Below are 25,977 nucleotides of genomic sequence, written 5' to 3' on the forward strand. Positions count from 1 at the left end.
CAGATCGGACCAACCGCATTGCAAGTCAATTTATATATTAAATCATGACAATTCTGACTCCGAGTGTCAAACCCGCGGCTTTCAGGCTGCCGAAAACAAGTTTCAGACGCGCGGCAGAATCGTCTCGACGACGGTCATTGCCTCCTCCAGTTCGCGCAGCGGAACGCCGCCAAGGCACAACCGCAGGGCGGGCCCCCGGTCGGTGACCGAAAATCCCGATCCGGGCGCCAGGGCGATCCCCCGATCCAGTGCGGCACCCAGCAGCGCGGCCTCGTCCGCGCCCTGCGGCAAGGGCAGCCACCGATGCAGGCCATGCGCAAACCCGGTGCTGCGGTCGCCCAGCACGCGTTGCGCCAGCCGGTTCCGGGTCGCAAGCTCGGCCCGCTGCGCGGCCAGCAGGCCATCAGCCAGGCCGCTGTCAATCATCTCGGCGGCGATTTCGGCGATCATCGGCGTGGCCATCCATGCAACCGAAAGATGACGATTCAGCGCACGCTCTGCCAGGGAGTCTGGCATGACCAGAAAACCCAGCCGCAGTCCCGGAGACAGGCATTTCGTCAGGCCGGTCAGATAGAAGCTGCGTTCCGGCGCGAAGCTTGCGACCGGCGGAGGGCGCCGCGGCGCAAGCGCCCCCAGAACATCGCTTTCGATGACGATCAGCCCGGATTCGGCGGCGGCCGCAGCCAGTTCCTCGCGCCGCTCGCGGTCGACGATTCGCGCCTGCGGCCCGCCCCCCGAAGGCAGCAGGAAGACCGCGCGCAACTTGCCGCCCGACGCCCGCGCGGCGGCGGCCAGCGCCTCGGGCAGCATCCCCCGGGCGTCGCAGGCGATCCCGCGCATCCGCAGATGCAGGTGACGAATGGCCGGCTTCAGCGTGTGGCAGGTATAGCTTTCGGTCGCGATCTCGTCGCCCGGCTGTGCCGTGCTCATCAAGGCGACCATCAGTGCCGACGTGCAGCCATTGGTGATCAGAATCCGCTGCGCGGGCACCACCATGCCGCAGCGCGCCAGCCAGGCCGTGGCCAATCCACCGTAGTGGGCCATCGTCCGGCGCGGGCGAAATGAATACATGGCCTCGTCCGGGGGACGTTGGGCGATGCGCCCCAGGGCGGCCTGCCAGGCCTCGGCGATCTGCGGCAGCCGGACGGGGGTCATCATCGACAGGTCGATCGGCTGTCGGTCGGCGGCCGCACGAAACCACGGCAGTTCGACCAGCTCGCGCGGGCCGGACTTCACGAAGCTGCCGCGACCAACCTCGCCCGAGATCAGATCGGCGCGGATCAGCTCCTCGTAGGCGCGGCTTACGGTCTGCACCGAGACCCCCAGCCGCCACGCCAGATCGCGATGTGGCGGCAACCGATCACCCGGCCGCAGGCTGCCCGCATCGATGGCGGCGGCGATCCCCTGCGCGACGCTGCGATAGGCGGGGCGCGCGATATCCTGTCTGGTCAGCGGCCAATGCGTCATGGCGGTCATGATCCGCCAGGCGACAGGCATTTGTCCACATTGACATTTTCCAAGACGGCGGAAAGAAGCGAAGGCATGAACCCGCTGCGCCTTGACGATCGTGACATTGCCATTCTCGCGACCCTGTCGCGCGAGGGTCGAATCTCGAAGACCGAACTGGCCGCGCGGGTGAACCTGTCGCCCACCCCATGCTGGGAACGGATGAAGCGGCTGGAAAAGGCCGGGCTGATCCGCGGATACCGCGCCGAGATCGATCTGACCGGCCTTGGCCCGCATGTGCAGGTCTTTGTCACCGTCGAGCTGGAAAGCCACCGTGCCGAAAGCTTCCAGCTGTTCGAGCGCACCGTCGCAAGGATGGATGACATCACCGGGTGCTGGGCGATCGGCGGCGGCTATGACTATCTGATGCAGGTCGTGTCGGCCGATGTGGAGGCGTTCCAGACGCTGATGGACGGCCTGCTGGAAAGCCGCGCCGGGGTGCGCCGGTATTTCAGCTATATCGTGACCAAGCCGGTCAAGGACCTGCCGCCCGCCATGGCCCTCTTGCGGCCCTAGCAGCGGCGCGGCAGGTTCTCGCCAGAGGAATTCCGTCCGGATCAGGTCCAGAACAGAGGATTCGCCTGCCCCTACCCGGTCCCTATGGTGAAATCCTCTGCCACGTCTCCTGCATTTTCCTCATCGACATGGAGGTGCGCGATGCTTGACGATATTTCTTCCCGACTGACGGACAAGATCACCGATTCCGGATTGCTGCCCGGGCGCGGCGATTTCGCCGGCGAGGGTCGGCTGGCCGTTCGCGATCCGGCAACCGGTGAACTGGTCGCGCAGGTCGCGATCAGCGACGCGACCGGAGCCCGCGACGCGGTCGATGCCGCGGACCGCGCATTCGGGGCCTGGGCGGGAATGCTGCCCCAGCACCGCGCCGCGATCCTGCATCGCTGGCATGCGATGATCCTGGACGCCAAGGAGGATCTGGCCCGCATCATGGTGGCCGAACAGGGCAAGCCGATCAGCGAGGCGCGCGGCGAAATCGACTACGCCGCCAGCTTCGTCGCGTTTTACGCCGAAGAGGCGCTGCGCCCCAATATCGAGGGCGTCACCAGCCATCTGCCGGATGCCGAGATGGAGTTGTGGCGCGAACCCGTGGGCGTCGCCGCGCTGATCACGCCGTGGAACTTTCCCTGCGCGATGATCACCCGCAAGGCCGCAGCCGCGCTGGGTGCCGGTTGCACCGTCGTCATTCACCCCTCTGCCGAGACGCCGCTGTCCGCGCTGGCGCTGTCCGAACTGGCGCGCCGGTCGGGCTTTCCCGAAGGCGTGGTGAACACCGTCATCGGCGACGCCGCAACGATCGTCGGCGAGTGGACCCGCGACGCCCGCGTCCGCGCGCTGTCCTTCACCGGATCGACCGAGATCGGGCGGCTCCTCTATCGCCAGTGCGCCGACACGGTAAAGCGCCTGGTCATGGAACTGGGCGGCCACGCACCCTTCATCGTCTTCAATGGCGCAGATATCGACCGCGCCGTGAGCGAGGCCGTCAAGGCCAAGTTCGCGACCTCGGGTCAGGATTGCCTGGGCGCCAACCGGTTCTATATCCATCGCCCGGTCTATGAGGAATTCTGCACCCGGTTCACGGCCGCCGTCGAAAAGCTGCGCCTGGGCACCGGCATGGACGACCCCGATATCGGCCCGCTGATCCATGACCGCCAGATCGACAAGCAGAACGCCCATGTCCAGGACGCGCTGACCAAGGGCGCGCGGCTTCTGACCGGCGGCGGCGTGGACGAGGCGCTGGGGCCGCTTTTCTTCAAGCCGACGGTTCTGGCCGACGTGCCCGACGAGGCCGCGATCATGTCCGAGGAAACCTTCGGCCCGGTCGCCGCGCTGTCGGTGTTCGACGACGAGGACGAGGTCATCGCCCGCGCCAACGCCACCGAATACGGGCTGGTCGCCTATGTCCACAGCATGGATCCACGCCGGATCTATCGCCTGACGCGGGCGTTGCAATACGGTATGGTCGCGGTCAACCGCACCAAGGTCACCGGCGCACCCATCCCCTTCGGGGGCATGAAACAGTCGGGGATCGGCCGCGAGGGCGCCCGGCAGGGCCTCGAGGCCTTCACCGAAATCAAGTATGTATGCCGCGACTGGGCTTGAAAGGAATGACGATGCTGACGAATGACGAACTGGCGAAATGGGACCGCGAGAGCTTTTTCCACCCTTCGACCCATCTGGGCCAATTCGCGCGCGGCGAGGCGCCGCAGCGGATCGTGACCGGCGGTGAAGGCGTCTTCATCACCGACCGCGACGGAAACCGCCTTCTGGACGGCTTTGCCGGGCTCTATTGCGTGAACGTGGGTTATGGCCGCACGGAAATCGCCGATGCGATCGCCAAGCAGGCGCATGAGCTGGCGTTCTACCACTCTTACGCGGGCCACGGGTCCGAGGCGAACATCACCCTGGCCAAGATGGTCATGGACCGCGCGCCGAAAGGCATGGCGCGGGTCTATTTCGGGCTTGGCGGATCGGATGCGAACGAGACGAACATCAAGCTGATCTGGTATTACAACAACATCCTGGGCCGGCCCGAGAAGAAGAAGATCATCTCGCGCTGGCGCGGCTATCACGGATCGGGGCTGATGACCGGGTCGCTGACCGGGCTGGAGCTGTTCCACAAGAAGTTCGACCTGCCGCTGTCGCAGGTGCTGCACACCGAGGCGCCGTATTACTATCGCCGCCCCGACCTGAACATGTCCGAGGCCGATTTCGTCGCGCATTGCGTGGCCAGGCTGGAGGACATGATCGCAGCCGAGGGCGCGGACACCATCGCGGCCTTCATCGGCGAACCGGTCCTGGGCACCGGCGGCATCGTGCCACCCCCCGAAGGGTACTGGCCCGCGATCCAGAAGGTTCTGGACAAGCATGACATCCTGCTGATCGCGGATGAGGTCGTGACCGGCTTTGGCCGTCTTGGCAGCATGTTCGGCAGCGATCACTACGGCATGAAACCGGACCTGATCACCAGCGCCAAGGGCCTGACCTCGGCCTATGCGCCGCTGTCCGCCAGCATTGTCGGCCAGCGCATGTGGGACGTCCTGACCCGCGGCACCGACGAATACGGCGTTCTGGGCCATGGCTGGACCTATTCGGCCCATCCGATCGGGGCGGCGGCGGGCATCGCCAACCTCAACCTGATCGACAGCCTGGGACTTGTTGAGAACGCAGGCGAGACCGGGAACTACTTCTGGCAGGCCATGCGCGACGAGTTGGCCGAGCATGCCAATGTCGGCGAAGTGCGCGGCGAAGGCATGCTGTGCGCGGTCGAACTGGTCGCGGACCGCGACAAGCGGCAGTTCTTCGACGCGTCGGAAGGCAAGGGTGGCAAGGTCGTTGCCGCGATGCTGAAGCGCGGGGTGATCGCGCGGGCCATGCCGCAAGGCGACATCCTGGGCTTTGCGCCACCGCTGTGCCTGACCCGCGACGAGGCCGACCAGATCATCTCGGTGACGAAGGACGCGATCGTCGAGGTGCTGGGCTAGGCCGCAGGCGTGTGATTGCGTCCCGCGGCGGCCGGGGGCGCGGCCCCCGGACCCCCGGACGAGCTACCATATCCGCGGGGGGCGGTCCGGACGGGCCGCCCCTTCGCTGTCCAGCAGGTCGGCGACGGTGTCGATATCGGCCAGCAGCCCGTCTGCGGGAACCAGCGCCTCTGCCGGAAGGGCGCGGATCAGGGCGCCGGCGCCGCGGTCGCCGGTCAGCGCGGCAAGCCGGGGCAGCCAGCAGGCGGGAAAACACGCCGGAGGCATGACCGTTTCGCCGGCGCAACTTGCAGCCGGGCGGTCGTCGCGACAGGCCGCACGCACATGGTCCAGATGGATCGCGGTGACGAAAGGCATGTCGGCCAGCGCGATCAGCAACCGGTCGGGCGTTCCCGCGGCCTCGATGCCGGCACGCAGGCTGTCGGACTGCGTGCCGGGATGGACCCGGACGATCAGGAAATCGTCCAGATGGGACACAAGCCGGGGATCGGTGATCACCGCAATGCGCCGGTCCAGCGATGCCAAGCGCATCGCCTGCGCCGCATGCGCGATCAGCGGCCGGCCACGCAGCATCGCCAGAAGCTTGTCGTCCACGCCGAAGCGCCGCGACGCCCCGGCGGCCAGCAGCAGCCCGGCGCGGATCATCCGAATTCGGTCTGGTAGGCGGCTAGGATCTCGGTCAGCACCGAGGCCGCCAGCAGCTTTGGCTCGCGGACAGGCGCGACCACGCCGATCGGGCCGTGAAGACGCACAATCTGCGCCTCGGTCAGTCCGGCCTCGCGCAGGGCAGCAAGCCGCGCCAGCTGCGCGCGGCGCGATCCCAGGGCACCGACATAGAACGCCGGCGACAGCAGCGCCGACCGAAGCGCGGGCAGTTCACGGTCATGGTCGTGAAACAGCGTGACAACTGCGGTCTGCGCGTCAGGCGGCGGCGTCTCGGGCCCGAGATGACAGGGCAGATCAAGCCCGCGCGCCATCGCGGCCAGCGCGGTCGCCTCGTCGCCCTCGCCGTGGACATGCAGTGCGCAAGGAGGCGGCAGGTCCAGCACGAACCCGTCATCCGACAACCCGGCGCGGCGCCGGTCGTCGCCGTGTGCATGGCCGGTTGCAAGATCAACCCGCCAGCCGCGCCGGGTGCGATCCCGCCTGGCCTGCGCGATGGCTTTCAGCCAATCGGCGTCAGGATGACGGATCAGCGCGATCTCGACCGTTCCGCCGCACGGCAGGGGCAGATCGACCGGCCCCCCGGCACCATAGATCAGGCGCGTGACCGGGCCGGAGTGTTCCAGATGGGCCGCGATATCCGCATCGATGCAGCCCGCGCCAAGGCGGCCGACGCGGGCGCCGTCGGGCCACAGCGCCATCACCGCGCCGGGGCGCCGCGGGAACCCTCCCTCGGCCCGGATCAGCAGCGCCAGCGCGCCGTCCGGGCGCGTCGCCAGGGCGGCGAACGGATCGGTCATCATTCCGGACATCGTTGACCTGCCGCACCCCATTCCAGCATCGCATCGATCCGGGGTCGCTGATCGTGCGGCGGCGGCTGTCGGTCCCCGGCCGACCGATGCCTGCCATGCGACAGCACCTCGCAGACCCGTTGCCCTGCGGCAAGCCGGTCCTGCCGGCTGGCCATGCCATGCGCAGGCGGTGTCACGGTCGCGGGCCTGACATCGGCGCTGACGGGCGAGCCCGAGGCGACAGCAAGAGGAACGGCATGGGTCATGCGAAGCGAACCCGCCCGGCCAGCGGCAGTTCCCGGATGCGTTGCCCGGTGGCTGCGAAGATCGCGTTCGAAAGCGCGGCGGCGGCGGGCGGCACGCCGGGCTCGCCCAGGCCACGCAGCGGACCGTTTTCCAGCAACCGGACCCTGATCTCGGGTGTCTGGTAGAGGCGCATCGCCTCGTAGGCGTGATAATTCGTCTGCAAGGGACGGTGATCGCGATAGGTCAGTTCGCAATTCATCGCATGGCCAAGGCCGAACAACATCCCACCCGACAGCTGCGCCTCGGCGTTCACCGGGTCCAGAACGGTGCCGATATCGGCGACCGCGAAGCCGCGGTCGATCCGGATGCCGTCGTCGGTGTCGGTCACGTCGACCACCTGCGCGCAAGGGACGCCGAAGGACAGACAGAACGCCACGCCCCGCCCTTTGCCCGGGCCGATTTCCCGGCCAGTCCAGCCGGACAGATCGCGCAGTTCCTCAAGCACCCGACGCGAAACGTCGTGCCGGCAAAGCCGGATCAGCCCCTGCATCGGGTCGATGCCGCCTGCCGCAAACAGCTCGTCCAGGAACGCGCCGTGGAAAAAGCCGTTGCCAGAGGCCCCGACCGACCGCCAGCTGCTGACCGGAAACGTCTCGCGCGCCCGGTGGCCGGTGACACGATAGGCCGGGATCGCAAGGGGCTGATCGCCCGCTCCGGCGGTGATGGTGGCGTCGGGCCCCGGCGGCGCCATCCAGATGCGTCCGAACCACGAGGCTGTCACCGAAGGCGATGCGATCGCCAGTTCCATCGCCTGAACGCCGTCGCTGGTGGCCCGGCCGCGGCCCCGCGCAATCTGCGCCGGGCGGGGCTGTTCCTGCGCGAAATCCTCCTCGCGCGACCAGATCATCTTGACCGGCCGCCCGGGAACAGCCTGCGCGATCTCGACGGCCTGAAGGATGAAGTCCAGTTCAAGCCGCCGTCCGAAGCTGCCGCCGATCATCTGGTTGTGCACGCGGATGCTGTCGCTGGACAGCCCGGTCAGGGCGGCGGCCTTAGAGACGACGAAATCCGGCACCTGCGTGCCCGCCCAGATATCGCAACCCGCCTCGGTCACGCGCACCGTGGCGTTCATCGGCTCCAGCGGCGCATGGGCCAGAAACGGTACGCGATACTCGGCCTCGATCACCTCTCCCTGGGCCAGGACCGCGCGGATATCGCCCTCGTCGCGCGGCCGGCTGTCGATGCGGCCTGTGTCCAGCGCCTCGGTCAGGCTGTCCCAGACCGTCTGCTGGTCGCCGGGTCCGTCTGGCAGGCGCCAGTCGATCCGCAGCGCATCCAGCGCCTGCATGGCGCGCCAGGTGTTGTCAGCGACGACCGCCATGCCGCCGCTGATCGGGATGACGGCATGGACCCCGCGCATCGCGCGCGCGTTCGTGGCATCGACCTTTGCGATACCGCCTCCGGCCGGCGCGGCCCGGACAGAGGCGTAAAGCATGCCCTCAAGCGTCAGATCGATGCCGTAAACCTGCGTGCCGGTGGACTTGGGCACGATGTCGGCGCGCAGCGTTTTCCTGCCCAGCAGCCGCCATTGCGAGGGCGCGCGCAGCACGACATCCTGCACCGGCGCGATGCCCGCTGCGGCGGCAGCCAGATCGGTGTAGGGAACGCGCCGCCCGTCAGGCAGGATCACGGCGCCGTCCTCGCTGTCGAGATCGGCGCGCGCAAGCCCTTCGCGGCGGGCAGCGGCCTCTTTCAGCGTCTCGCGCGCCACCGCTCCGGCCCGGCGCAGCTTGTCGAAGCCATCCGGGGCCGAGGACGATCCGCCGGTGATCTGCAAACCCAGCAATCGCGCCGGAATGTCCGCGGCGGCGCGCAGCGTCTCGGCCAGCCAGCCGTTGTCGGTCGGATCAAGCGGAAGGTTTTCCTGAAGCAGCGCGGTGTTGTAATAGGCCTTGCTGACCGGGCCCGGCACGATCCGGGCACGGGACGGGTCGATGTCCAGCTCTTCTGCGATCAGGGCAGCCTGCAACCAGCGTGTCCCCTGTCCCTTGTCGGCGCGCGGCGCCACCAGGGTGATGCCATCGCCATCAATCAGCACATAGGGGTTCAGTGCGGTCGTGCCCTCGGCCAGACGACGGTCCAGGCCACCGTCCAGACCCTCGGCGAAGGGATCGGGCAGCGGACGGGCATAGTGCCAGGCCCCGAAGGCCACGCCGCCCGCTATGGCGACCGACCCGATCAGAAAGCCGCGCCGCGCGATCCGCCCCGCCCGCGACATCAGCCGGGCGCCAGACGTTGCGCGGCGTCGTGGATGGCGGCGCGAATGCGCGGATAGGTGGCGCAGCGGCACAAATGGGCCGACATCACGCTGTCGACATGATCATCCGTGGGTGCCCCGTCCAGCGCCAGCAGCGCAGCCGCGGCCATGATCTGGCCGGACTGGCAATAGCCGCATTGGGCGACCTGATGATCGATCCACGCAGCCTGCACGGGATGGGGCGCGTCAGGCGTACCCAGCCCCTCGATCGTGGTGATCTCGCCCTCGACATCCTGCAACGCCAGCTGGCAGGATCGCACCGCCATGCCGTCCATCTGCACGGTGCAAGCCCCGCACAGCGCGATGCCGCAGCCGTATTTCGTTCCGGTCAGGCCAAGAATGTCGCGCAACACCCACAGAAGCGGCATGTCCGGCTCGGCATCGATATCGTGGCTTGCGCCGTTGACGATCAGTTGCATGACCGCAAGCTATGCAAGCCGCCGGCCCGCCGCAAGCGGCATGGACGGGCGGGCGGACCCGTATACGACGAAAAGGCCGCTGCCCGATGGCGCGGCCTTCGTATCCGTCAGGACAGGCAGATCCTACTTGATCTTGCCTTCCTTGTATTCGACATGCTGACGCAGGACCGGATCGTATTTGCGGACGGTCATCTTTTCAGTCATCGTGCGGGCGTTCTTCTTGGTCACGTAGAAATGACCGGTCCCGGCCGTCGAGTTCAGCCGGATCTTGATGGTCGTCGGCTTCGCCATGGTCTTCGCTCCTGCTTCGGGGAAAGTCGCGCGTTGCGAAGCCCCGTGGAATTCGTTTCGAGCCCGCCTTGTATCCGCGAGCCACATGGAGTCAACCGCGAATCGCGTAAAATCGCGGCGTTTTCCAATGCGCATGGCAGCCATGCAGATAGCGCGCGGAGGGCCTGTAAGCCGGATTCTGTCATCCGGGCCGAAGCCCGGACGGATGACCATTCCTCTTGCCCGGCCGTTACCGGCCGGGTCCAGCTGCCTACCCGGACCTGCTGGGGCAAGGCGGCCCCGCGGGTTTCCCCGCACGCGGTCCCTATTCGGCATTGCTCCCGGTGGGGCTTGCCATGCGGGGTCTGTTGCCAGCCCCCCGGTGGGCTCTTACCCCACCGTTTCACCCTTACCCGTGCGGACACGGGCGGTCTGTTCTCTGTGGCGCTTTCCCTGGGGTTGCCCCCGCCGGGCGTTACCCGGCACCGTCGCCTCATGGAGTCCGGACTTTCCTCGACGAATTCCTCCGCCGCGGCCATCCGGCCCTCCGCGCAATGCCGATATGGCCGGGATGGTCGGCGCGGTCAATGGGGGCGCGGCCGCGGGACTGATTTCGCCAGAGCCGGCGAGGTCAGGCGGGAAGCCGGGCGGGACGCCGGGCGGTGGCGGCCAGTGCCGCCGCACGGCGGCGGTCCTCGGCCTCTTCGGGACCGCGGCCCCAAGGGCGGAATCTGAGGCGAAAGGCGGACAGGCGGGCTTGGGGATCGGCCGGCGGATAGCCGATCGCGTCGAGGCTTTCGGCCAGCGGCAGGTCCGGACCCGCGACGGGCCAAGACGCAAGACCCTGCCGGGCAAGACGTTCCCAATCAAAGCGCGGTCCCGGGTCGAACTTGCGGCCCGGCGCCATGTCGGAATGGCCGATCACCCCGTCCGCTCCGATCCGCCAACGGGCCATGATCCCGGCCAGCAGAGCGACCAGCGCATCCATCTGCGCGGCGGTGAAGGGCCGGTCGCCAGGATTCACGATCTCGATGCCGATGCTGCGGGAATTCACGTCATCGCGGCCCCGCCATGCGCCCGCGCCGGCATGCCAGGCCCGTCGGTCCTCGGGGACCAGCGGCTCCGTCCGGCCGTCTTCGCCCACCAGCCAGTGGGCGCTGACCTCGGCCTGCGGATCGCATAGCCGGGCCCGGGCCGAGGCGGCGTCTTCCATGCCGGTATAGTGGAGGACAATCAGTTCGGGACGCTGACCGCGCCGGTCGCCGTGGTTCGGGCTGGCGTAGCTGCCGCTCAAGGCAGGGACTGGCGGAACGGCGCTGGGTCCCAGCCACAGACGAAACCATCGCCGTCGGGATCCATGCCGCGCGGGTCCCGGCGCGGGCCGCCAGCCGCCAGGAATGCCGTCTGAGCGGCATCGGCACTGGCATACCCCGCGCAGATGCGGCTGACCTGCCCGGCCGGAACGCGTGCGCGGCTGTAAACCGCCGTGCCGGGTGCGTGCTCAACGGTGAAGGCATAGCGCACCAGCACCGGGGTCGATCCCGGATAAGGCCCGACCCCGGCCCTCGGCAGCGTGTCGTCAGCAACGCTGCTGCCTGAAGAGGGCGAGGTGGTGGTCGGGGTCCTGGTCGTCCGGACGCGCCGCACACCCATCGTCGCAGGCACCGGCACCGGGCTGGCGCCGGCGATCTGTTCGGGGGTGGGCGCCTGCGCGGGCAGCACGATCGGGATGATTTGCGAGGTCGCGCCGCCGGTTGTCAGCGCCGCTTCGCGCGCGACCAGATATTCGCCATAGCGCGTCCCACCGAACTGGTAGTTCGGGTTCAAGCCCTGATGTTCGCCGCAGCCAGCCAGCGCCAGCATCGAAATCAACAACCAGCCGCGCATCCTGCCCCCGTCGCGTTGTCCATCTGGCGGCAGCCTACCACCAGCGTTCAGGCTTGGCCACAAATCCCGCCGCGCGTTCCAGGACCATCGCCTGGTTCATCAGATCGCCCTCTTCGAAGGGTCGGCCGATCAGTTGCAGCCCCAGCGGCAGTCCCTGCCGATCCTGCCCGACCGGCACCGAAATCCCCGGCAGGCCGGCAAGGTTCAGCGTGACGGTGAACACGTCCTGCAGATACATCTGAACCGGATCGGCGTTGTCCATTGCCCCCAGCGGGAATGCCGCCGAAGGGGTCGTCGGGGCGAGGATCGCATCGACGCCATCCGCATAGGCGTTGTCGAAATCGCGCTTGATCAGCGCGCGGACCTTGCGGGCGCGATTGTAATAGGCGTCATAGAAGCCGGCAGACAGCACATAGGTGCCGATCATGATGCGACGCTGCACCTCGGGGCCAAAGCCCTCGGCGCGGGTCTTTTCGTACATCTCGACGATGCCGTCGCCCTGTCCCAGTCGCGCGCGACGGCCATAGCGCACCCCGTCGTACCGGGCCAGATTCGACGATGCCTCGGCCGGCGCGATCACATAATAGGCGGGCAGCGCGTATTTCGTGTGCGGCAGGCTGATATCCACGATCTCGGCCCCGGCGTCCCGCAGCATGTCGGCGCCCATTTGCCACAGCGATGCGATGTCGTCGGGCATCCCCTCGATGCGGTATTCGCGTGGAATCCCGATCTTCTTGCCGCGAATGTCACCGGTCAGCAGCGCTTCGTAATCCGGCACGGGAAAATCGGCGCTGGTCGAGTCCTGCGGATCGACGGACGCCATCGCGCCCAGCATGATGGCCGCATCGCGCACCGTCTTGGTCATCGGACCCGCCTGATCCAGCGAGCTGGCATAGGCGATCACCCCCCAGCGGCTGACCCGGCCATAGGTCGGCCGCAAGCCGACCGTGCCGGTGAAGGCCGCAGGCTGACGGATCGAGCCGCCGGTATCGGTGCCGGTCGCCGCCAGACACAGATCGGCGGCCACAGCCGCCGCCGATCCGCCCGAGGACCCGCCCGGCGTCAATTCCTGACCGTCCGCACCCTTCCACGGGTTGACCACCCGGCCATAGCAGCTGGCCTCGTTGGTAGAGCCCATCGCGAACTCATCCTGGTTCAGCTTGCCCAGCATCACGGCGCCAGCATCCCAGAGGTTCCGTGTGACGGTCGATTCGTATTCGGGCGTGAAGCCTTCAAGGATCCTGCTGGCGGCCTGCGCCGGTACGCCCTTCACGCAGAAGACGTCCTTGATGCCGACCGGAATGCCGGTCATCGGTGCGGCCTCGCCGGTCCTGAGCCGCCGATCGGCGGCCTCGGCCATCTGACGCGCCATCTGGGGGGTATGGTGCACGAAAGCGTTCAGCGCGCCCGCCGCGTCGATCGCCGACAGACAGGCCTCGGTCAGGTCCACCGAAGTCAGGTCGCCGCTGGCCAGCGCGTCGCGCGCCTCGGCAATGGTCAGTCTGTTCAGTTCGCTCATTCCACCACCTTCGGCACCGCAAAGAAGCCTTCGCGCGCGTCGGGCGCGTTCGAGAGGATCTTGTCCTGCATCCCGCCGCTGGTCACGACATCCTCGCGCCGCTTCAGTCGCATGGGCGTCACGCCGGTCATCGGCTCGATGCCGTCGACATCGACCTCGTTCAACTGCTCCATGAAATGCAGGATTCCGCTCAGTTCGCGGGCAAGCGCGGGAAGCTGCGCGTCAACGACCGCGATGCGCGCCAGATGGGCGACCTTGCGGGCCTCGTCCTCGGTGATCGACATGACATTTCCTTTCATTCGCGCGCGGTCTACAACCCCGCGCGCGACGCTGCAAGAAGCCCGCCGCCCGCAACGAGTGCGCGCGCCGCCGGCGCTGTCGTTCCTGCCGCCGGCGCGGGCGTGACAGTCGCGGCTCCGGCACGCCGTCGGCAGCTCATCGCAGCCCATATCCGGCGCGGGATCGAGCGGCTGAACCATCATGCCCTGTTTTCCGCGATGCTGCCGGCAACCTGTCCCCGGTCGGTTGCGTCCTGACGCAGGAGATGGGCCGAGGCGCGAAACGCGATGCAGGCCGGGTGCGGCTGGCGGACCGTGCGAACGCCCCTCAACCTGCCTCTCCGGCTTGCTGCGCAAGGGCGGCCGGGGCATTGAAAACAGGGCCGCGCCCGCATCGAAAAAATTGCGCCGATGCCCAAAAATTTCCCTTGCGCCCATGAGACGCTTTGCCTAAACACCGCCCCACGCCGCCGGCCAGACGGGCTGCGCCGTGGCCCGTTCGTCTATCGGTTAGGACGCCAGGTTTTCAACCTGGAAAGAGGGGTTCGATTCCCCTACGGGCTGCCAATTCTCCCCAGAAATGTGTTCCACGCCATTTCAGAGGGGAGAAAGTTGTTTAAAATCAATCTCTCCAAAATCCATGCGTCCAGATGCGTCCCTATGCATCCACGCGATGTTGGTATCAAATGACTGCAGCGCCTTCCTGACCGAACCGCCATGACCCTGACCCCTTCACGTCTTGCACGTCCCTGACAATGGACCGGCCGCGGTCGATCGGTTAACACTTGTCCGGCAGCGTTCACTCAAATCGGCGGATCGACCCTCATGAACAAGTATGAAGGACTTGATATTGCAAGGAAATCCTTGCTGATGACGCCCTTGCCAAACGAAACTGCAGAGGCATTGCTGACCGATGCGTCGACGCGCGAGTTTGCGCGGGGAGAAACCGTTTTCCTGCAAGACGAAAAGGCTACACTGGTCCATGTGGTGCTGGAGGGCTGGGTCAAGCTTTACCGTATTTCGCCCAACGGCAACGAGACGATCGTCAACGTCTTCACCAAAGGCCACAGCTTCGGCGAAGCTGTGGCCTTTCGACTGAAGCCCTACCCCGTGTCGGCAGAGGCGGTAACCGATTGTACTCTTTTGCAGATTTCAGCGCGGCGCTTCATCTCGATGCTGCAGCGCGAGCCGGAGTTGGCAATCGCGGTGGTCGCCTCGACGTTCCAGCACCTGCATGACCTCGTAGCCCAGGTCGAGCAGATGAAATCGCAGACCGGTGCGCAGCGGGTGGCGGATTTTCTGCTGCGTCTTTGTACATGCGAAACCGGGAGCTGTGTGGTGACATTGCCATACGACAAGCTGCTGATCGCGGGTCGGCTTGGGATGAAACCCGAAAGCCTGTCGCGAGCATTTGCGAAGCTGAAGCCTGTCGGGGTCCATGTTTCACGCCATCACGCTACCATCAATGATATCGCGGCGCTAAAGGTATATTCCGAGGCAGCCCCGGCGAATTCATTCAGCAACGCATTGTGAAAGAGGTGGAAGCTTTTCGTTCCGCGATTGATGCGGCGAACACGCATGATCCCGGCAGGATCGGGCGACAGCCAGCCGCGCAGTCTTGCGGGCAGCGGATGCGCGCGCGGGTGCATATCGCGTTCGACCGGGCAGATGACTTCACCGCGCATGTTCGCGCCTGAGCGCGCTAGAATGCCGAGGCGAGCAGGTAGAGACCGAGCAACAGCAGACAGAACATCGCGAGCGCCAGTTCGAATCCGCGCCGCCAGAACGGGGCGGCGGCAAGGCCGAGATAGCGCGACAGGATCACCCGCGCCTTGAGCCATCCCAGTGTCAGGATGAGCGCCCCGGCCAGCGCGGCGAATTTCGGCGGCCAGTGCCAGAGTGTCAGCGTGGTCGAGCCGAGGCTGAGGCCGATGAGCGCCACCCAGGCGCGCAAGAGGGGATCGCGGGGCATGACCATCACCGCAGCAGGTAAATCACCGGAAAGAGCAGCACCCAGACCAGATCGACCATGTGCCAGAAGGCAGCCCCCGCCTCGATATTCCGGGGCGTATCCTGCCACGCAACCAGCAGAAGCAGCACCACCCCCGCCAGCACATGCGCGGCGTGAAAGCCTGTGAGCAGGTAGTAGAAGGTAAAGAACGGGTGCGTATCCCATGCGATGCCCTCGCCCGCCTTCCCCGCATATTCGATGGATTTCACGATCAGAAACACCAGCCCCAGCAAGGCCGCGCCCACCAGTGCGAGACGCGCCAGGCCACGCTGCGCGTCCTCGCGCAGGCGCAGGGCCCAGGCGGCCAGCGCCCCGGATGTGATCAGCACCACCGTGTTGAGCCCCGCCCCGGTGCGATAGAGCGCATCCTGCGCGGCGGCGAAGCCCGCCGGGTCGGTGATGCGCACGGACAGAAAGGCGGCCAGTCCCGCGCCGAAAACCAACAGCTCGCTGACGATCAGAACCCAGATCATCAGGTCGCCGGGCAACTCGTCGAAGACGGAGCTGTCGCTCATGCGCCGACCAGCTCGCGATAGATCATCGGCAGCGCCTCGGTCAGGCGTTCGGGGTGCGGGATGACGTGGAAGCCGCCCTGCCCGAACATCCGCGCGAACCAGGCCTTGGCCTGTTTGTCGACGGTGATCCCAAAGACCGACTGCCCGGCGCGGCGCGCCTCGCGCACCGCCATCGCGGTATCCTCGATGCCGTGGCGGCCCTCGTAGTGATCCAGGTCGTTGGGCTTGCCATCGGTGATGACCAGAAGCAGGCGCCGCTTGCGGCCCTGCCGCGCCAGATCGGCGGAGGCGTGGCGGACGGCGGCGCCAAGGCGGGTGTAGAAGCCGGGGCGCAGGCCGGCGATGCGTTGCTCGATCATGCCGGTCATCGGCTCGGCAAAGCTCTTGCAGGTCTGGAGATAGACGCGGTCGCGCTTGAGCGAGGAAAAGGCGTGGATGGCGAAGCTGTCGCCGCATGCATCGAGCCCCCAGGCCAGCGCCGCCAGAGCCTCGCGCTCGATGTCGATCACGGCGCGGTCGCCCACGGCGCTCTCGGTCGAGCGGCTGACATCCAGCAGGATCGACACTGCGAGGTCCCGCGCAATGGGGCGGGTCTGCCGCCAGATGCGGTTGGAGCCAGCGCCGTTTGCCATGATATCGACCCGCGCACGCACCGCCGCTTCCATGTCAAGTTCGTCCCCGTCCAACTGGCCCGGGATGGAAATGCGGCCGGGGCGCAGGGCCTCGAACTGGCGTTTGACATGGGTGATGCGGCGCGCCGCGCGCGGGTCCTGACGAAAGGCGGGAACGCAATCCTGCGGCTCTGCCAGGCTGTCGAGGACGCGCACGTGATCGGGCAGGTAGGCGCCGCTGCGCGTATCCCATTCCGGGTAGAGCGTGACGCCGGAAAGTCGCTCGCGGTCAACGTCCTCCGGGGCGAGGTCGAGGTGAAGCTTGAGTCGTGTGGCGGGTGCCTTGGAGATCTGCCCCAGCCCGATTTCATCCTGGTCGTCGGCGGCCTTCTTGGCGCTGTCGGGATCGTCGTCGTCGACCCGGCGATTGAGGTTGAGAAACTCGGCCCAGCTCAGGATCGCCTCGAATTTGTGCAGGATGAGGCTATCGCCGCGCTCGGCCTGATCGGCCTTGCGGCGGCGAGCGCGGTGGGTCTTGTCGCTGCCCTCTTCGGGCGGGCCGTCAGTGTCGCGGCTTTCGACCTCGTCACGCGCCGAGAGTTCCAGTTCGCGCAGGTCCGGCCAGAGGGCGACGGGCCGGTAGGGGCGATAGCCGCGCGGGGCTGTGATGGTGGTCAGATTGCCGGACTCAAGCGCGATCCTCATGGCGTGGGCGCGGTCGGATAGCGGCGCCGGATCACCCAACAGGTGACGGATCAGCGCCTCGGTGTCCGCCTCAGAGCGTGGCAGGGAATTGGAGGGCCTGTACTGCAGCGTGGCCGCGCAGAGGCTCTTGTAGAGGTCGCGCAGCCCCGGTGCGGCGGCCAGCGCGGCGCGGGTCATGCGCTGTGCGGCGCGCAAAGACAGCAGATCGGCGCGCAGCTGGTCGGCTTCGGCGATATGCGCCGTGGCATGGGCCGCCGCCGCCGCGAGCCAGAGGTAGAGCGCCCCGTTTGCCTCACGCGCGGGAAAAAGCGCCAGGGTTTCGGGCAGGCGCAATACCTCGCCGTCGAAACTGGCGCGCGGGGTCAACTCTGCCTCGGTGCCCAGACGGCGCAAGAAGCGCAGGCGGTGGCGCGACACCTCCGGCGAGACCGGCCTGATCTCGACCGAATGGGCGCCGCCGAGCCCGCGAAAAAAGACTGCCAGCCGCCCGCTGACCTCTGAAAGGTCAACCGCGGCTCCGTGATGCACCTGAGGCGCATCGAGGCGACTGGCAAATGCGTGCCACAGTTTCCCGATGGTTTCTTCGGGTTCCCATGGCTCGATTTCGATCCCGGTCATGGCCATGCCTCACCCAAAGACGGCCGTCACAAGATCGAGGAGCCCGCGTTTGATATCCGCATCATCGGTCAAGGGCTGAATCATCGCGGCCTCGATCGCCCGCTCGATGGGCATTCCCGTGGCGATGAGGGTCGCCGCGTATATGACGAGGCGGGTCGAGACGCCCTCCTCCAGATCCTGGCCCTTGAGCGAACGCAGTTTTCCGGCAAGACGGACAAGGGCCTTGGCGCGGTCCTGCGACACGCCGGATTCCTGCACCACGATCCGGGTCTCCAGATCGGGGGGCGGAAAGTCGAACTCCATCGCGACGAAGCGCTGCCTTGTGGAGGGTTTCAGCGTCTTGAGGATGTTCTGATAGCCCGGGTTATAGGAGGCCACGAGCATGAAGCCGGGGGCCGCCTCAAGCACTTCGCCCGTGCGGTCGATGGGCAGGATGCGGCGGTCATCGGTCAGCGGGTGCAGCACCACGGTGACGTCCTTGCGCGCCTCCACCACCTCGTCGAGATAGCAGATCGCGCCCTCACGCACCGCGCGGGTCAAAGGCCCGTCGACCCAGACGGTTTCGCCGCCCTTCAGAAGGTATCGCCCGATCAGGTCCGCCGCCGAAAGGTCGTCATGGCAGGCCACGGTATACAGCGGGCGTCCAAGCTTTGCGGCCATGTGTGTGACGAACCGGGTCTTGCCGCAGCCTGTCGGTCCTTTCAACAGCACCGGCAGGTCGTTTTCGCTGGCGGCCAGGAAGAGCGCGCATTCGTCGCCCTGAGCGAGGTAGAAGGGGGCGCCAGACGCCCCCTTCGTTTGCAGGGTCATGTTTCCGTCCATGTCACTCACTCCGCCGCGACCGTGGGTCGGTCCGAGATGATCTCGCGGCGCGGCACGGCGAGCGCATAGATCAGCACCAGCACGCCGATGAACACCACCACGCCCGAGCCGAAGCGCATCCAGTAGAAGATCGCGATCTGGTCCTGCACGTCCATGTAATACTCGCCCATCACCCGCTGCAGATGGGTCTGGATCGTGCCGGCGAAGGTCAGCGTGAAGGTCATGAAGACCATGCCGCCCGACATCAGCCAGAACGCCGCCATGTTGAGCACCTGGTTATAGGGGTCGCGGTTGCGCAGAATGGGCAGCGCATAGGTGAAGATCGCGATATTGAGGCAGACATAGGCACCGTAGAACGCGAGGTGCCCGTGAGCGGCGGTGATCTGCGTGCCGTGGGTATAGTAGTTGACCCCGTGCAGCGTATGCAGAAAGCCCCATACACCGGCGCCGAAGAAGGCCAGCGTCGCGCAGCCCAGGGACCACAGCAGCGCGGCCTTGTTCGGGTGGTCGCGCCGCCCCTTCCAGACCATGACGAAGGCAAAGGCCATCATCGCGAAGAACGGGATCACCTCGAGACTGGAGAAGATCGAGCCGATCCACTGCCAGTAGCCCGGCGTGCCGATCCAGTAATAATGGTGCCCGGTGCCGAGGATGCCCGAGAAGAGGGCTGCGGCGACGATCACATAGAGCCATTTCTCCACCACCTCGCGGTCAACGCCGGTCAGCTTGAGCATCAGGTAGGCCAGGATCGACGCCATCACCAGTTCCCAGGTGCCCTCCACCCAGAGATGGACCACATACCACCAGTACATCTTGTCGAGCGCGAGGTTCGCGGGGTTGTAGAAGGCAAACAGGAACAGCAGCGCGAGCAGCCACAATCCCAGAAGCAGGATGTTGGTGATCGCGGTCTTGCGGCCCTGCAGAACGGTCATCGAGACGTTGTAGAGAAAGATCAGTGCCGCCACGACGATACCGGCCTTGACCCATTTCGGCTGTTCCAGGAATTCGCGGCCCTCCTTGCCCAGAAGCCAGTGCCCCTCGAACAGGTTGAACAGATAGGTCACCACCACGCCCAGCGTGCCGAGAACGAGGATCGCCAGTTGCAGATAGGCGAGTTTCGGCGAGTGGATCTCGCGCTCGGCTTCCTCGGGAATGAGGAAATAGGCGGCCCCGAAAAAGCCCAGCAGCAGCCAGACGATCAGCGAATTGGTATGTAGCATCCGCAGGATGTTGAACGGCACGAGATCGCTGAGGAAATTGGGGGCGACATAGACGAAGCCCACCAGCAGCCCGCCAATGATCTGGATCACGAAAAGACCCAGCGCGACGGCAAAATAGGCCATCGCGATTTTTTGCGTTTTGTATTTCATCGGGTGTCTCCTTCCCTCAGCCCGCGTCATTGGGCGGCCAGCCCTGCGCATCGATCTGATCGACCCAGAGCAGGAAATCGGCGAGGTTGCGCGTCTCCTCCTCGGTCAGCTCGAAATAGGGCATCTGACGACGCCCCTCGACGCCCGAGGGCTGCGACTTCATCCAGCCATCGAGGACTTCATAGCCGCCCTCGGCATCGCCGCTCATCCCCCAACGGGTCATCACGTTCATCAGTTCGGGCGCGAAATAGGCCCCCTCGCCCATGATCGAGTGGCAGTTTATGCAGGCGTGCTTTTCCCAGACATGCTTACCCTTGGCCACGCTTTCGCTCAGTTGGTCGTTATTGCTCGACGTGTTGAGGATGTAGAGATGGGAGTGAGCGGTGAGGCCAACGAAGATGATGATGAAGAACAGTGAGCCCCCGTAGAAGATGTTTCGGGCCATGTTCTTGGTCATGACTTCGCGCATGATGATCTCCTTTGCGCGTGGATTCATGTGGGGGACTGTGCGCCGGGGGCGCGGCGCGCTCCTTGACTATTGTCAACGGTGACGCCGGTTTTCACATCTGGTCATCCCGGGGTTGACTGGCCTGGACTGACCTTGGGCGACTGCCAGACGGTGCTGCGCGGCCGCAGGGCGGGGGCTGGCGACACAACAGTTCTGGCGGGTGCTTCATGCCAGCCAGGTCGTTCGAAATTCGACATGTCGCGCGCCGGTCCAGATCGCCAGGCCGCGGGACGGCCCGATGATCGCGCGGTACGGGCTTGCGTCCGCGTCGGGCCAGTCTCTGCTGATCCACCCCTATCCCGCACCGCCCGCACGCGGACCCGTGAAGGCGGGCCACAGGCACACGACATAAAGCGTGAAGGCCGCGATCCAAAGCGCGCCAGTCATCAGCATCAGCGGGAAATAGAGATCACCCGACAGCGAGGACGCCAGCCAGCGCAGCCCGGCGGCCAGCGCGACCAGCCCATAGGACAGCGCCACCATGCCAGGCGCCACCAGCGCGCGCCCGGTATGTCCCAGCACCGCGCGGCTCATCACCGCAAGTGTCATGCCGCCCACCGCCCCGATGCCCAGCAGATGCAGCGCCGCCACCTCGCTGCCCAGCCCGAAGGCGCTCAGCCCCCAGAACAGCAGCCCCGCGCCCAGCATGACCATGCCAAGATGCAGGGCCCAGAGGATCGGCTGGCGCCAGATCAGAAGCGGCCCCCAGAACGCGACGCGCACGATCTGCATCGTGCCCGAGGTGACCGCCAGCACCGCCGGAACCAGCGGCGGCACCTGCATCAGAAGCGCGAGCGGCACCAGCGCGATCAGCGCGGTCGTCGCGAGATCGAGCGGTTTGGAGGTGCGGGGCAAGGTGGCTTCCGGGTGGCCTGCGCGTTTGAGCGCGTTGCGGGTAAAGCCCGGCGTGACCCGCCCGCCCAGCACCGCGATCATCAGGCAAAGCGCGAACAGCCCGACGCGCAGCCCGGTATCGAGCGTGTCGGCCACCCCCAGCCACTCAAGATGCACCATCAGGTTACCCGCCCAGATCAAGGCCAGAAAGCCAAGAAACGCCACGTTTTGCGGCTTGGGTCGCTTGACAAGCATCAGCGCGATCTTCGCACCCAGAAGCGGCAGGAACGCGAGATCGAGCGCGGCCACCAGCGCGGGCGGCAGGGCACCGGAGAACCAGATCGCCAGCCGCCCGGCGATCCAGATACCGGCGGCGAGGGCCACGAAGGCGCGGGCGGCCTCCTTGCTGTCGGTCCAGTTCGGCACGGCGGTCAGGAAAAATCCGCCCAGGGCCGCGCTGGCGTAGCCGAAAATCATCTCATGCGCGTGCCACAGATGCGGCGCGGCGGCGAAAGGCATCGCACTGACCATTCCACCGGCGAAATGGATGCCCAGCCAAAGCTCCCACACCAGAAGCGCGAAGATGGCATAAAGCCCGGCAGCCAGAAAGAAGATCCGGTAGGGTTCGGTCAGGACGCGTTTCAGGTCGGTCATGATGGTTTCGCCTCGGGTTGGCGCTGGCGGCGCTTGAGCACCGGACAGGTGCCAGGATCGGTCATCACCACCTGGCAGCGCAGGCAAAGCACACATTCATTGGGGTTGATGCGACCCAGCGGATCGATCGCACCGACAGTGCATTTGGTTTCGCACAGGCGGCATTCGCGGCCGCATTGCGGGCGGCGGTGCAGCCAGTCGAAGATTTTCAGCTTGGCCGGGATCGCCAGTGCCGCGCCGAGGGGGCACAGATAGCGGCAATAGAAGCGTTCGATGAAAAGCCCCGCCAGCAGCAGCACCACCACGAAGGCGACAAACGGCCATGCGCGCATCATGCGCATGGAAATGGCGGTCTTGAACGGTTCGGCCTCGGCCAGCCGCAAGGCCATATCCATCGAATAGAAGCTGAGCGCGAGGATCGCGACGAAGAGCGTGTATTTGATGATCCAAAGCCGCTCGTGGATCGCATGGGGCACGGCGATTTGCGGCACTCCAAGGCGGCGGGCGGCGAGATTGCTCAACTCCTGCAAGGCCCCGAACGGGCAGAGCCAGCCGCAGAACACCCCCCGCCCCCAGAACAGCAGGCCAAGGGCAACACCCGCCCAGAGCGTGAAGATCACCGGTTCGATCAGGAACGTCTCCCAGTGAAAGCCTGAGAGCAGCGATTGCACGAAGGCCACCACCTGCACCACGGAAAGCTGGCCATTGAGAACCCAGCCGAGCCACACGAGGGTAAGCGTGAGATAGCCCAACCGCAGCCCCAGCCACAGCCGCTTGCGCCGCACGATCCACTCCTGCGCCAGCAGGATCATGGTCAGCGCCGCCATCATGACCATGACCGAGGCAACCGGAAGCCGCTTTTCCTGCCAGCGTGATTGCCAGAGCGGTGCGGGTGCTGCCGGCGGCTCGGTGATATGGGCCGCGGGCAGGACATAGCCGAGATCGGTGGTGAAGCTGACCTCGCCCGTCTCGGCGGCGCGGCTGGCGGTCAGTTCCAGCGTGAAGGGCCTTGTCGGGTCGAACCCGTCACCGGGGAGGTGGAAAATGCTGCGCTCCTTGAGCTCGGGCGCGCCTGTGATGGCCAGATCATCGATGCGGGTGTAGCCGGATTTCACCAGCGCGATGCGCGCATCGCCCTGCGTCACGACCAACCGGTCGAACACGCCGTCACGCCGCCATGCGGTGCCGCGGTACGAGTACAGCCCGCGCGAGGCGACGAAGAGCGCGGTCTCACCCGGGCCAAGCGCGCCGACCGCGCGGGTGTATTGCTGTTGGCCGAGAATGTTGCGGCCGATGGTGGGCGGATCGATAACGGCGGCGTAGAGGTCGATGAAAGGCGCGTCGCCCGTCGGCAACGGCATCTTGGCCCCCGCGAGGGCCTGCGCCGCCTCGGTCAGGGTGACGGTGCGGCGGGTGATCGCCCCCTGCTCGATCAGCGCATCCCAGTCGCGCGGCGCGTATGACACCCGGTCGATCCCACCCCCCGGCAGCAGCCCGCGCGCGATGGCAAGCGTCCGCGCCGTGCGCAGGATCGAATCGCGGATCACCCCGGTGGAAACCGTGGCGCGCGAGATGATGTCGGGCATGTCCGGGCCCTGCCCCGCGCCGTCCGGGTCGGTCAGGTCGATCCCCGCGAAGCCATCGACGAAACGGGCAATGTCCTCGTCCGACAAGCCCAATGTCAGGATCGGCTCGGAATGGCGCATGAGCCGCGCCCCGGTGATGCGAGCCTGCATGTCCACGGCCACGAGCATCTCCAGAGGACGGCCCGAATAGCCCACCGATCGAGTCACCTCCCATGTCGAGGCGATAAAGCCCAATGGTTCCGATGGACCAAGGACCTTCCAACCCGGCACCGCGTCGTCCTGCCGTTGCAGGGCCATCGGGCCGGTGCGGCCGAACAGTCCGGCGGCGATCGCGCGGGTGGGCTTGGCCGTTTCGATCGCCCGTTCGGATCCGGGGCGCATCACGCCCTGCGCCTGCGCCTGCGCCAAGACTGGCGGCACGAGACAGGCGATCAGCCAGGCAAGAAGGACGGCGCGCATCATGCCCGGACTGTGATGCGAGGACGCGGCCAAGGCGTTGACTTTGGTCAAGGAGCCTTCGGTCCATCTGCCACAAAGTCGACCCTGCCTCACCAGCGGAATTGGAGAAACCCAGATGATACCCAGGAAAGCCAAATGGCGCGCCACGCTTTTGTCGGGCGCCGCCGTCGCCCTCGGGCTGGCTGTCTCAGGCGCAAGCGCGCAGGAGGACAAGCCCAAGGACCATACCGATGGTCCCGCAGCCGCCTATGAGCCTTCGATGACCACGCTTGGCCAGCTTCAGGTCGAGCTTCCGGGCCGCAAGCCCGGCGATCCGGTCATGACGGCCGACGAGTACCAGAAGGCCAACACGATCTATTTCGAGCGTTGCGCCGGCTGCCACGGCGTGTTGCGCAAGGGCGCGACGGGCAAGGCGCTGACAACCGACATCACCCGCGAGCAGGGATATGAATACCTGCGCGACTTCATCACCTACGGCTCGCCCGCGGGGATGCCGAACTGGGGCACTTCGGGCGATCTGACCGAGGAAGAGGTCGACATGATGGCCCGCTACATCCTGCTCGACCCGGCCGTACCGCCGGAATTCGGGATGCCCGAGATGAAGGCAAGCTGGAAAGTTCATGTGGCGCCCGAAGACCGGCCCACCGAGAAGATGAACGATATAGATATCGACAATCTTTTCTCGGTCACGTTGCGCGATGCCGGACAGATCGCCCTGATCGACGGCGCCAGCTACGAGATCGTATCGGTGATCGAGACCGGCTATGCGGTGCATATCAGTCGCATCTCGGCCTCGGGCCGGTATCTGCTGGTCATTGGCCGCGACGCCAAGATCAACATGATCGACCTCTGGATGAAGGAACCCGCAACCGTCGCCGAAATCAAGGTCGGCAGCGAGGCCCGCTCGGTCGAGACATCCAAGATGAAAGGCTGGGAAGACAAATACGCAATCGCCGGGAGCTACTGGCCGCCGCAATACGTGATCATGGATGGCGACACGCTGGAGCCGCTCAAGATCAAATCCACCCGGGGCATGATCTACGACGAACAGACCTACCACCCCGAACCGCGGGTGGCGGCAATCCTGTCGTCGCATTACAATCCCGAATTCATCGTCAACATCAAGGAAACCGGCAAGATCCACCTGGTGGACTACTCCAACATCAAGAGCCTCAAGATCACCGAGGTGGAGGCCGAACGCTTCCTGCACGATGGCGGGCTGGACAGCACCAAGCGCTATTTCCTGACGGCGGCCAACGCGCGCAACGCGGTGGTGGTGCTGGATACCAAGGAAGGCGATGTCGAGGCGGTGATCGACACCCAGGGTCTGACCCCACACCCGGGGCGCGGTGCCAATATCGACCACCCGACCTATGGGCCGGTCTGGGTCACTTCGCATCTGGGCGATGAGACGGTGGCGATGATCGGCACCGACCCCGAGGGCCATCCCGAGCACGCCTGGAAGATGGTGCAGCAGGTCTACGCGATGGGGGGCGGCTCGCTCTTCGTCAAGACACATCCGGAATCGGAAAACCTCTACGTTGACGCGCCACTCAACCCCGATGCCGAGGTCTCGGGCTCGGTCGTGGTCTTCAAGGTGGCCGATCTGGCGCAGGAAGAACCCGAATACACTGTTCTGCCTCTGGTGGAGTGGGCCGGGATCACGGATGGCCAGCCCCGCGTGGTGCAGGGCGAGTTCAACAAGGCCGGGAACGAGATCTGGTTCTCGCTGTGGAACGCGGCGGACAAGGAATCGGCCCTCGTGGTGATCGACGACAAGACGCTGCAGCTCAAGACCGTGATCAAGGACAAGCGCCTGATCACGCCCACGGGCAAGTTCAACGTCTACAACACCCGTGCCGACGTCTACTGACGCAGCCCGCGTGCG

The 25,977-nt window shown here is 66.1% G+C and carries 23 protein-coding genes, 1 tRNA gene and 1 other RNA gene; 6 read left to right on the forward strand and 19 right to left on the reverse strand.

The annotated features are described in order from the left end of the window. Positions 1–102: 102 nt before the first annotated feature. Positions 103–1,497: a MocR-like ectoine utilization transcription factor EhuR gene (gene ehuR / locus L1965_RS07470; RefSeq protein ID WP_235755803.1), complete on the reverse strand. Its 1,395-nt coding sequence runs from the start codon at positions 1,495–1,497 to the stop codon at positions 103–105. 45 nt (positions 1,498–1,542) lie between these two features. On the opposite strand from ehuR, the gene L1965_RS07475 reads away from it, so the two are divergent. The 3 genes from L1965_RS07475 (at position 1,543) to L1965_RS07485 (ending at position 5,006) form a co-directional block, all read left to right on the forward strand. Then, positions 1,543–2,022 (forward strand): Lrp/AsnC family transcriptional regulator, encoded by a 480-nt coding sequence (locus L1965_RS07475; RefSeq protein WP_235755804.1) that lies wholly within the window; start codon positions 1,543–1,545, stop codon positions 2,020–2,022. A gap of 141 nt (positions 2,023–2,163) precedes the next feature. Continuing rightward, positions 2,164–3,624 carry an NAD-dependent succinate-semialdehyde dehydrogenase gene (locus L1965_RS07480; protein WP_235755805.1) on the forward strand — a complete coding sequence of 487 codons (1,461 nt, stop codon included), beginning with the start codon at positions 2,164–2,166 and terminating at the stop codon, positions 3,622–3,624. A gap of 11 nt (positions 3,625–3,635) precedes the next feature. After that, positions 3,636–5,006: an aspartate aminotransferase family protein gene (locus L1965_RS07485; protein ID WP_235755806.1), complete on the forward strand. Its 1,371-nt coding sequence runs from the start codon at positions 3,636–3,638 to the stop codon at positions 5,004–5,006. A 63-nt stretch (positions 5,007–5,069) separates the two neighbouring features. Here L1965_RS07485 and L1965_RS07490 read toward each other — a convergent pair whose 3' ends face one another. The 10 genes from L1965_RS07490 to gatC form a co-directional block, all read right to left on the reverse strand. Then, entirely contained in the window at positions 5,070–5,651 is a 582-nt protein-coding gene (locus tag L1965_RS07490) for a nucleotidyltransferase family protein (RefSeq protein ID WP_235755807.1), read from the reverse strand. Next, positions 5,648–6,472 carry an XdhC family protein gene (locus L1965_RS07495; RefSeq protein WP_235755808.1) on the reverse strand — a complete coding sequence of 275 codons (825 nt, stop codon included), beginning with the start codon at positions 6,470–6,472 and terminating at the stop codon, positions 5,648–5,650. Before L1965_RS07495 ends, L1965_RS07490 begins: the two co-directional genes overlap by 4 nt. Before the next feature lie 250 nt (positions 6,473–6,722). Further along, positions 6,723–8,984: a xanthine dehydrogenase family protein molybdopterin-binding subunit gene (locus L1965_RS07500; protein WP_235755809.1), complete on the reverse strand. Its 2,262-nt coding sequence runs from the start codon at positions 8,982–8,984 to the stop codon at positions 6,723–6,725. Further along, complete coding sequence (locus L1965_RS07505; RefSeq protein WP_235755810.1) at positions 8,984–9,442, reverse strand: (2Fe-2S)-binding protein; 459 nt, start codon at positions 9,440–9,442, stop codon at positions 8,984–8,986. The genes L1965_RS07500 and L1965_RS07505 overlap by 1 nt, the downstream gene beginning before the upstream one ends. 123 nt (positions 9,443–9,565) lie before the next feature. Continuing rightward, complete coding sequence (gene rpmG / locus L1965_RS07510; protein WP_072297912.1) at positions 9,566–9,733, reverse strand: 50S ribosomal protein L33; 168 nt, start codon at positions 9,731–9,733, stop codon at positions 9,566–9,568. A gap of 151 nt (positions 9,734–9,884) precedes the next feature. Further along, positions 9,885–10,263, reverse strand: an RNA gene (rnpB, locus tag L1965_RS07515) — RNase P RNA component class A. Between the two features lie 80 nt (positions 10,264–10,343). Further along, a complete protein-coding gene (locus L1965_RS07520; RefSeq protein WP_277882947.1) occupies positions 10,344–11,006 on the reverse strand; it encodes an N-acetylmuramoyl-L-alanine amidase in 663 nt (220 codons plus the stop codon). Next, positions 11,003–11,599 (reverse strand): hypothetical protein, encoded by a 597-nt coding sequence (locus L1965_RS07525; RefSeq protein WP_235755811.1) that lies wholly within the window; start codon positions 11,597–11,599, stop codon positions 11,003–11,005. The genes L1965_RS07520 and L1965_RS07525 overlap by 4 nt, the downstream gene beginning before the upstream one ends. 34 nt (positions 11,600–11,633) lie before the next feature. Next, positions 11,634–13,118: an Asp-tRNA(Asn)/Glu-tRNA(Gln) amidotransferase subunit GatA gene (gene gatA / locus L1965_RS07530; protein ID WP_235755812.1), complete on the reverse strand. Its 1,485-nt coding sequence runs from the start codon at positions 13,116–13,118 to the stop codon at positions 11,634–11,636. Continuing rightward, positions 13,115–13,402, reverse strand: a complete 288-nt coding sequence (gene gatC / locus L1965_RS07535; protein WP_235755813.1) for an Asp-tRNA(Asn)/Glu-tRNA(Gln) amidotransferase subunit GatC — start codon at positions 13,400–13,402, stop codon at positions 13,115–13,117. The genes gatA and gatC overlap by 4 nt, the downstream gene beginning before the upstream one ends. A gap of 486 nt (positions 13,403–13,888) precedes the next feature. Between gatC and L1965_RS07540 the strand changes: the two genes are divergently transcribed. Both L1965_RS07540 and L1965_RS07545 read left to right on the forward strand, forming a co-directional pair. Beyond that, a tRNA-Glu gene (locus L1965_RS07540) sits at positions 13,889–13,963 on the forward strand. Between the two features lie 258 nt (positions 13,964–14,221). After that, complete coding sequence (locus L1965_RS07545) at positions 14,222–14,929, forward strand: Crp/Fnr family transcriptional regulator (protein WP_235755814.1); 708 nt, start codon at positions 14,222–14,224, stop codon at positions 14,927–14,929. Positions 14,930–15,098: 169 nt separating this feature from the next. Here L1965_RS07545 and L1965_RS07550 read toward each other — a convergent pair whose 3' ends face one another. The 8 genes from L1965_RS07550 to L1965_RS07585 all read right to left on the reverse strand — a co-directional run bounded on the left by L1965_RS07550 (position 15,099) and on the right by L1965_RS07585 (position 24,140). Then, entirely contained in the window at positions 15,099–15,368 is a 270-nt protein-coding gene (locus L1965_RS07550) for a nitric oxide reductase F protein (protein ID WP_235755815.1), read from the reverse strand. A 5-nt stretch (positions 15,369–15,373) separates the two neighbouring features. Further along, the gene (locus tag L1965_RS07555) at positions 15,374–15,922 is read right to left on the reverse strand and encodes a cytochrome c oxidase subunit 3 (RefSeq protein ID WP_235755816.1); all 549 of its coding nucleotides are present in this window, start codon (positions 15,920–15,922) and stop codon (positions 15,374–15,376) included. Continuing rightward, complete coding sequence (locus L1965_RS07560; RefSeq protein ID WP_235755817.1) at positions 15,919–17,856, reverse strand: nitric oxide reductase activation protein NorD; 1,938 nt, start codon at positions 17,854–17,856, stop codon at positions 15,919–15,921. The genes L1965_RS07555 and L1965_RS07560 overlap by 4 nt, the downstream gene beginning before the upstream one ends. Positions 17,857–17,865: 9 nt before the next feature. Continuing rightward, positions 17,866–18,678, reverse strand: a complete 813-nt coding sequence (locus tag L1965_RS07565) for a CbbQ/NirQ/NorQ/GpvN family protein (protein ID WP_439332064.1) — start codon at positions 18,676–18,678, stop codon at positions 17,866–17,868. Positions 18,679–18,683: 5 nt separating this feature from the next. Next, the gene (locus L1965_RS07570) at positions 18,684–20,048 is read right to left on the reverse strand and encodes a cbb3-type cytochrome c oxidase subunit I (RefSeq protein ID WP_235755819.1); all 1,365 of its coding nucleotides are present in this window, start codon (positions 20,046–20,048) and stop codon (positions 18,684–18,686) included. 16 nt (positions 20,049–20,064) lie between these two features. Continuing rightward, positions 20,065–20,517, reverse strand: a complete 453-nt coding sequence (locus tag L1965_RS07575) for a c-type cytochrome (protein ID WP_235755820.1) — start codon at positions 20,515–20,517, stop codon at positions 20,065–20,067. Between the two features lie 333 nt (positions 20,518–20,850). Next, the gene (locus L1965_RS07580; RefSeq protein ID WP_241865460.1) at positions 20,851–22,044 is read right to left on the reverse strand and encodes an NnrS family protein; all 1,194 of its coding nucleotides are present in this window, start codon (positions 22,042–22,044) and stop codon (positions 20,851–20,853) included. Beyond that, entirely contained in the window at positions 22,041–24,140 is a 2,100-nt protein-coding gene (locus L1965_RS07585; RefSeq protein ID WP_338421476.1) for a 4Fe-4S binding protein, read from the reverse strand. The genes L1965_RS07580 and L1965_RS07585 overlap by 4 nt, the downstream gene beginning before the upstream one ends. Before the next feature lie 64 nt (positions 24,141–24,204). Between L1965_RS07585 and L1965_RS07590 the strand changes: the two genes are divergently transcribed. After that, the gene (locus L1965_RS07590) at positions 24,205–25,962 is read left to right on the forward strand and encodes a nitrite reductase (protein WP_235755821.1); all 1,758 of its coding nucleotides are present in this window, start codon (positions 24,205–24,207) and stop codon (positions 25,960–25,962) included. Positions 25,963–25,977: the final 15 nt, after the last annotated feature.

Origin of the sequence: Paracoccus salsus (assembly GCF_021556615.1) — a bacterium.
GTDB lineage: Bacteria > Pseudomonadota > Alphaproteobacteria > Rhodobacterales > Rhodobacteraceae > Paracoccus > Paracoccus salsus.